This window comes from Longimicrobiaceae bacterium, assembly GCA_035936415.1.
Lineage (GTDB): Bacteria > Gemmatimonadota > Gemmatimonadetes > Longimicrobiales > Longimicrobiaceae > JAFAYN01.
The window spans coordinates 1-8,031 of sequence record DASYWD010000316.1 but is presented as its reverse complement, the minus strand read 5'-3'; the positions used below and the strand labels follow the sequence as shown (position 1 = coordinate 8,031).

The following is an 8,031-nucleotide window of genomic DNA, read 5'->3' as shown; positions in this document are numbered from 1 at the left end:
GTCTACCAGGGGTGCCACGTCCTGATCTCTATTGCCGGGGAAATATCCCCGGACGACCGTTACGTGTTCGGGACCGAGTAAGTGCCTGTCTCGTTGACCGTCGCCGCACTCGAGGTCGACACTGTACCGCTTACCCCGTTGTCGTGAATCCCGAAGTAATGGTCGCTCCGGGGCTCGGAGCGGCCCGTGTTCGGATTGTAGACACTCGAGGTCACCTTGATCGACGTCGAGAAGCCACGAATGTCATTCGCCTGGATGAGCGTGTTGACCGCGCAGGCGCAGTTCTGGAGAACATCGACAGCTGGCTTGGCGGGGTCCTGCCCGCTCTTGTTCTTGATGATGTTGCCGGCGATTTCCAGGTTCCAGTCGCCGTTCAATGGGATTGATCGCTTGTTACCCGCCAGGTGGGTGCCGACCACGCCGATTGCCGCCCGGTCTGGGGTTTTCGTGAAGGTGATCGTGTTGCCACGCATCTGGATCGTCCCCTGGTCATATTGCTTCCAATCCCAGATGACCATCACGTCATGCAGCTCGTTGTTGTCGAACAGGATGTAGTTCACCGAAGGGCTCGTGTCGTCAGGACCAGCCGTCTCCTTGAAGACATTCCCGACGCCCGGTCCGTCCCATGCGAAGAGGTTGTTGTGGATCTTCACCCCCACACGCTTGTAGGTCGAACCGTCGTCCCTGACGGCCCGATAAAGGGAGTGCTGTCCATTGTCCCGAGGCGTTCCATTTTCATCCGTCCACGTAAGGTCCTTCCGCAAATGATTCCAGTTGAAAACCACACCCTCAGCGTTGTAGAACGTCGCGATCGTGTAGTTTCCTGCATCGTACGCTCGATTTGCATAGAAGCCGACTCTTTCGCTCCCCTCCGCGTCCAGACACACGTCTGTGCAGTTGGTCACGAAATTTTCGTTCACGTTCACCTCAAACGCGTTGCTCGTCATGATGCCCGTATCCACCTGGTCCACTCTGTTACCATGGATCAGGAACCGACCAGCCATACGGCGCCTGTCGGGCTGGGTCATCGCATTCCCGCCGACGATGGCGATACCTGTCGTGTAGTTCATGATGTGGTTGTTCCGAATTTCCCCGTCCAGCACGTGCGTGAGCTCGATCGCGTTGTTACGTGAACTGCTACCCTTGCACGTCACGATGCCCCCACACACGCCCTGCAGGACGGTATCGTTCAGGACGTAGATCTCTCTCGCAAGGCGGGCAGTGTCGGTCGTCTCGATGTTGTCGCGAGCGTTCGACCCCACCAGGCCGATCTTGCTGAAGAAGCTGTTCCGGACGGTGACATTCCGTCCACCGTAGACCAGGACCGCGAACTGGTGCATCGACTGCGTGCCCTCGAAGTGCATCTTCTCGACCACGACGTTCTGGGCGGTGTGGGGAACGACGAACGGCGCGGTGTCCCAGCCGGCCGCGCCCTCGAAGTACGCCGGCCGATTGTAGAAGATCGTGGACGTTCTCCCGAGCCCAGAGATCACAGTGTTGGAGTCGAGGTTGATCGTATCGTTCACCACGCATCGGGTCGCACCGAAGTTTAGAATATCCGCCTGGGCAACCCTGTCCCGGATCAGCTGAGTGTCGTAAGTAGCATCTCCGGTGCAATTCACTGCGACCGAACTGAAGGCCGGACCATCCGCTGGTTGCACCGGCCCGGTAAGACCGGATGGTTGGTCACAGGCGCCGAGCGACACGGCGACCAATAGGATGCTGAGGGAGCGGCGTCGGCTCATTTCTTTCTCCTGGCAAACGGTTGTGCTACAGACGCGATGCACAGAAGCACCACGGGATATGATGGAGGCGCAAGTCTCACGGACTGTCGGCATCCACACGCGCTGACGACGACACCCGCATTGCGGTCACACGTCGGGACCAATCATGGGCTGGTAAGCGATGTGGTGCACTCCTCGCACCAGAGCGGGTACGCCGTGCTTGCGGCCAACGAGAGCGGAGGAACAAGCAGCCGGCGTGGGCTTCCAGATCCGAAGTAGATCTCCGAGGCAGCTCCCGGGGTTCCCCGCGCCCGCTGAGGAGGCGCAAGGTGGTTTGCCCGAGGTCCTGCGCGCCCCACGCCGCTGTGTGGTAGGAAGTGAGTGTTACGACAGATCCGTCGGGGAGTAGCCGTGCGGGTACAGCTCGGTGGCGTCGTCGTGATGCCGGAAGTCCTCCCGCTCGCGGAGCATCCGCCGCACCCGCAGGTCCTGCCGGAGCCCCAGGAGGAACATGGCGATCATTCCCAGCAGGAACGCGCCCAGGAGGAGGATGGACACCGGCGCCCGGTAGATGGAGACGAGCCCGAGGTGGACCGCCGCCGTCTCGCTCTGGTTGAGGTAGGCGAACCCGGCGGCCAGGAGCGCGAGCGCGGCGATCCCGAACCAGCCGGTGCGCGTCATGCCGCGTGGCCGGCCGGGACCCCTTCCACCACCCGCTCCCCGGCGAAGGTCGCGCCGGTGGTGGCGGTGAGCCGCACCGTGATGAAGCCGCCGATGAGCGAGGCCGGCCCCTCGAAGGTGACCACCTTGTTGGAGTCGGTGCGCCCCTGCAGCCCGCCGCGCCGTCCTTCCTTCTCCACCAGCACCTCCTCCACCCGCCCCACCTCCGCGCGGTTGATCTCCAGCTGGATCTCCCGGTGCAGCTCGATCAGCCGCTCCAGGCGCGCCTGCCCGACGTCCTCGGGGACGAACTGGTCCGCCGGGAGGCGCGTGGCGGGGGTGCCGTCGCGCGGGGAGTAGCGGTACATGAACGCATCGTCGAAGCGGACGGTCCGCATCAGCTCCAGCGTGGCCTCGTACTCCTCCTCGGTCTCGCCCGGGAAGGCGACGATCACGTCGGTGGAGAGCGCGACGTGCGGGATCGCCTCGCGCACCCACTCGATCTTCTCCAGGTACTCCTCGACCGTGTAGCGGCGGAGCATCCGCTTCAGCGTCCGGTTGTGGCCGGACTGCACCGGGAGGTGGAGCTGCTTGCAGACGGTGGGCTCCTCCGCCATCACCTCCACCAGCGCCCGCGTGAAGTCGTTGGGGTGCGGCGAGGTGAAGCGGACGCGCCGGATCCCGTCCACGCGCGCGACCGCGCGGAGGAGGCGCGGGAAGTCCCAGTCGCCGTGCTCGTACGAGTTGACGGTCTGCCCCAGGAGGGTGACCTCCGGGACGCCCTCGGCCGCGAGCGCGCGGACCTCGGCCAGGATCTGCTCCGGGTCGCGGTTCTTCTCGTCGCCGCGGACGTAGGGGACGATGCAGTAGGTGCAGCGGTAGTTGCACCCTCGCTGGATGGGCACCCACGCGGAGATGGCGGAGGTGCGCCGGGCGGTGACGCCCTCGTAGTTCTCGAACGGGTCGAAGTCGAGGACGGTGAGCCCCTTCGCGGGCGCGCCCACCACCGGGAGCGGGATCGAGCGCGCCGCCGGGGCGCTGGCCGGAGCGGGCGCGCGGAGCGCCGCCAGCTTCTCGGGGAGCTGCCGGTACGCGTCCGGACCCATGACCAGGTCAACCTGCCCCTTCTGCTGGAAGAGCTGCTCCCCCAGGCGCTGCGCCATGCAGCCGGTGACGCCGATGAGCAGCCCCGGTCGATCCGCGCGGAGCTGCTGGAGCTGGCCCACGCGCCCCACCACGCGCTGCTCCGCGTGGTCGCGGATGGCGCAGGTGTTGACCAGGATGACGTCGGCGTCCTCGGGGGCGTCGGCGGCGACGTACCCCTGCTCCGCCAGGATGCCGTGCATCAGCTCGGTGTCGCTGATGTTCATCTGGCACCCGTACGTCTCGATGTAGGCCTTCTTCTGCTCCGCCATGGCTCCGGTCCTGGATGGGGTCCTTCCGGGACCGCTGGTTACACCACTCTACCCGACAGGATCCCGGAACGGCGAGCGCGAAAGTGCGTGAGTGCGAAAGTCCGAGAGTGTCCCCAGGCGCGCCGCACCCCCCTCACCCCGGCCCACGCCCGCACTTCGCACCTCGCACCCCTCACTCCCGCGCCCACTCCCCGTAGAGCGGGAACCGGTCGCACAGCTCGCGCACCCGGCCGCGGACCCGGTCGAGCGCCGCGTCGTCGCCGCGGCCGAGGATGGCCTCGTCGATCAGCGCGGCGATCTCCCGCATCTCTCCCACGCCGAGGCCGCGGGTGGTGAGCGCCGGGGTGCCGATGCGGACTCCCGAGGTGACGAACGGCGACTCCGTCTCGCCGGGGACGGTGTTCTTGTTCACCGTGATCCCGGCGCGCTCCAGCGTCTTCTCCGCGTCCTTGCCGGTGATCCCCTTGCTGCGCAGGTCTACCAGGAGGAGGTGGTTGTCGGTGCCGCCGGAGACCAGCGTGAAGCCGCGCTCCGCCAGCGCCTCGCCCAGGGCGCGCGCGTTGGCGATCACCTGCGCGGAGTAGTCCTTGAAGGTGGGCCGGAGCGCCTCGCCGAACGCCACGGCCTTGGCGGCGATCACGTGCATCAGCGGGCCGCCCTGGATGCCCGGGAAGATCTGCTTGTCCACCGCCTTGGCGTGCTCCTCGCGCGCCAGGATCAGCCCGCCGCGGGGGCCGCGCAGCGTCTTGTGCGTGGTGGAGGTCACCACGTCGGCGTGGGGGACCGGGTCGGGGTGGTGCCCCGTGGCTACAAGCCCGGCGATGTGGGCCATGTCCACCACCAGCTTCGCCCCGGCCTCGCGGGCGATCTCGCCGAACACCTCGAAGTCGATGATCCGCGGGTACGCGCTCGCCCCGGCGACGATCACCTTGGGGCGCACCCGCAGCGCCTGCTCGCGGAGCCAGTCGTAGTCGATGCGGTGGTCTTCGGAGCGGACGCCGTACGCCTCCACGTTGTACAGGCGCCCGCTGAAGTTCACCGGAGAGCCGTGGGTGAGGTGCCCGCCCTCGGACAGGTTCATCCCCAGCAGGGTGTCGCCCGGCTGCATCAGCGCGAAGTACACGGCCATGTTGGCCTGGGCGCCGGAGTGCGGCTGGACGTTCGCGTGATCCGCGCCGAAGAGCTGCAGAAGCCGCTCCTGCGCGATCCGCTCGACGTCGTCCACCACCTCGCACCCGCCGTAGTAGCGCTTCCCGGGGTACCCCTCGGCGTACTTGTTGGTGAGCACGGAGCCCATGGCCTGGAGCACCGCCCGCGAGACGAAGTTCTCGGAGGCGATCATCTCCAGCTGGTTCTCCTGGCGCTCGGCCTCGGCGACGAGGAGACGGTGGATGTCGGGATCGGCGGCTCTCAGGACGTCCATGGGCTGGCCTCTATCCGTCAAAACGTTGCGGTACGGGGTCGGAAGGCCAGGATTGTAACCCCCGCCGGGGGCGGTGTCGAGTGCGTCGAGGGACGGGGAGCGCCGGGAGGAAGGTGTGACGCCGGGAGCGGAAGGCGGACTACCCCGGCTCGGCGACCTTGCGGATGGGCGGCGGCGTGCGCTGATACTCGAGCGGGGCGGCCGGCTGGTCCTTTCGGTCTGGAAAGTCGGGATCGAGCAGGCTCGCCACCGGGACGCCGAGCGCGAACGCCAGCTTCGCCAGGGTGGACAGGCGGGGGTTGGCGTCCCCGCGCTCCACCTCGGCGATGCGGGGCTGGCGGACGCCGACGGCCTCCGCGAGCTGCTCCTGGGTGAGGCCCCGCTCCTTGCGGAAGCGGTAGACGTTGCTCGCGAGGACGTGAGGCAGGTCCACCTCGGCCGCCACCTCGGGCGGAGTGGGAAACTCCGCCTCCAGCTCACGAAAAAAATCGTCCGCGCGCATCGTCAGCCTCCCTTGCAGTTTCGCTCGATCCGTCGGAGCTCGTCCCGGACTGCGGACCGGCCGCGCGCATCCACGTAGAGCTCGACGTCCCGGACGAACGTGGATGCCATCGTCAGGCTCCGGCAATATACGTTATTGAGTATAGAACGCAAGGGGGCGTTCAGGGGCCGCCCGATAGCTTCGGCATCTGGACGTCAATCCTGGAGCCGGCGGTAGCGGCACCGCGCCCGCACCGCGCCCCCATCCGGCGTGGGAAGCTCCACCTCGCGCACGGCGTCGGCGCAGTGGCGGCCGTAGCCCTTGATCGCCATGGACCCGGTCATCACCTCCTCGTCGCGGGGGACGACGCGCAGCACCTCGTCGCTCATGAACACCACCAGCTTCCCGCGCGGGCGGGTGATGGAGACGTTGAAGCGGTTGGGGTTGAGCAGGAACTCGGCTTCGCGCTCCGCGTACTCGCCGTCCGCCACGGCGTAGGAGACGATCACCATCTCCCGTTCGTTCCCCTGCATCCGCTCCACCGTGTCCACCACCGGCAGCTCCCCCCGCGCCCAGCCCCCCGCCAGCAGCTCGCCGTAGATGGCGCTGTTCTGCGCGCGGTGGGGGGAGAGCACCGCCAGCGCGTGCGAGGCGAAGCGGCCGGCCGTGAAGCGCTCCCCCGTTTCCGGGTCCAGCAGGCCCGCGCGGGCGAGACGGGCGAGACGGGCCACCAGCGCCGCCTCGAACGGGTTGCGGGCGCCGGCGCGGAAGCCCGAGTAGGTGCAGAACACCACCGCGTCCTCGGGCCGGAAGAAGACGTCCCAGAGGAGCGCGTCCAGCTCGTCCGCGAGGTGCCCGGAGCGGGCGGCGGTGCGGACCCGCTCGTCCGGGCACATCGACACCAGGCCCGGATAGAACAGCTCCCGCGGGTACTCCACGAGCGCGCGGTTCATCCGGCGGCTCTCCCGCAGCACCAGCTTGGGGAACGACTCCGCGAACCGCGAGAACACGGAGCCGAAGAGGGTGTCGCCCCCCGCGCCGTACCGCCCGCGGATCACCGGGGCGAGCTGCTTGTCGTCGCCGCAGAGGATCACCTGGCCGCCCCGGCGGATGGACGAGAGGGCGATCAGCGCCTCGGAGACCTTCATCTGCGAGGCCTCGTCGACCACCACCACGTCGAACCAGGGCTCGACCGGCGCCTCGGGAGAGCGCGCCTCGCGCATCCGCTTCCAGAGCGACCATACGGTGGAGCCGACCACCAGCGGCTCGCCCGTCTCCCCCGCCCGGGACAGCAGGCCGGACAGCTTCGCGTCGTCCACCAGCTCGACCGTGGTGCCCTCCAGGTCGGCGTCGGCGTCGCTCCCGCTCCCCTTCAGCTTCACCGCGCGGAGCGGGCTCGGGATCCCGGTGGCGGCCAGCTCCCGCGCCACCCGCACCAGCACGTTGGTGATGGCGCGGTGCGTCGCGGCGGAGACCAGGATCCGGCAGGGGCGCCCCGCCCGCCGCGCCGCCGCCGCCAGCCCCACCAGCATCCAGGCGAGCAGGTAGGTCTTCCCCGTCCCCGGCGGACCCCACACCAGCGAGACCGGGCGCCCGAACGCGGCCTCCCAGGCGTGGTCCTGGTCCGGGTTCAGCACCGGGCGCCCGTATGCATCCGCCGCGGGGGCCAGCACCTCGCGCCGCACCGCCTCCACGTCGGCCACCGGCGCAGTCCACTCCGCCGGGGCGCGCCCCTCCAGCAGGCCGACGACCGTTTCCGCCTCGGCCTCCCCGGCGGCGAGGGCCCGCAGCGTCGCCAGGATCCGGCGGGTGTTGAAGTCGCTCGGGGCCCGGTCCAGCACGCAGCGGCGGTCCAGGTGGATCGTGCCGGCCGCCTCCGCCTTGCGGAAGCCGTTCGGGTCGCCCGGGGCGAGGACCACGCGCGGCGGGGACACGGACAGGTCGTACTCCACCAGCTCCATGGAGAGCTGCCGCCGGAGCCAGGGCTTCCGGTCCGTCTCCAGCAGCGTGTCGGTCCCGTCGTTGGTGAGGACCAGGGTGAAGTCGCCGGGCTTGAACTTGGCGTCGCGGCACTCCGGGTCGAACTCGAAGACGAGGTGGCCGTCCTCGCGCCGCTCCGCCAGCTCCATCCCCCGGATGCACTCGAAGCGGCGGGCGCGGTCCTCGGCGGGGAGGGTGTGCAGCGCCCGGACCTGGACCGCTTCGGCCGCGGCCTCGGCGCGCGTGAAGGTGCGGAGCGCCTCCAGCAGCGGATGGGCGAGCGGCTCCGCGCCCCCGGCGCCGGGAAAGGGCTCCGCCTGCAGCCGGAGCCGGCTCGCGCCCCGCCGC

General features: G+C 68.8%; 6 protein-coding genes. All 6 read right to left on the bottom strand.

What is annotated here, in order from left to right; genetic code table 11:
- Positions 1-59: 59 nt before the first annotated feature.
- Positions 60-1,745: a hypothetical protein gene (locus VGR37_13050; protein HEV2148325.1), complete on the bottom strand. Its 1,686-nt coding sequence runs from the start codon at positions 1,743-1,745 to the stop codon at positions 60-62.
- A gap of 363 nt (positions 1,746-2,108) precedes the next feature.
- Positions 2,109-2,405, bottom strand: coding sequence for a LapA family protein (locus tag VGR37_13045; GenBank protein HEV2148324.1), 297 nt, complete (start codon positions 2,403-2,405; stop codon positions 2,109-2,111).
- Positions 2,402-3,799 (bottom strand): tRNA (N6-isopentenyl adenosine(37)-C2)-methylthiotransferase MiaB, encoded by a 1,398-nt coding sequence (gene miaB, locus VGR37_13040; protein ID HEV2148323.1) that lies wholly within the window; start codon positions 3,797-3,799, stop codon positions 2,402-2,404. The genes VGR37_13045 and miaB overlap by 4 nt, the downstream gene beginning before the upstream one ends.
- Before the next feature lie 172 nt (positions 3,800-3,971).
- The gene (gene glyA, locus VGR37_13035) at positions 3,972-5,222 is read right to left on the bottom strand and encodes a serine hydroxymethyltransferase (GenBank protein HEV2148322.1); all 1,251 of its coding nucleotides are present in this window, start codon (positions 5,220-5,222) and stop codon (positions 3,972-3,974) included.
- 139 nt (positions 5,223-5,361) lie between these two features.
- Positions 5,362-5,724, bottom strand: a complete 363-nt coding sequence (locus tag VGR37_13030; protein HEV2148321.1) for a helix-turn-helix transcriptional regulator — start codon at positions 5,722-5,724, stop codon at positions 5,362-5,364.
- 194 nt (positions 5,725-5,918) lie between these two features.
- Positions 5,919-8,031: AAA domain-containing protein (locus VGR37_13025; protein ID HEV2148320.1), on the bottom strand; the 2,113-nt coding region annotated here is incomplete at its 5' end.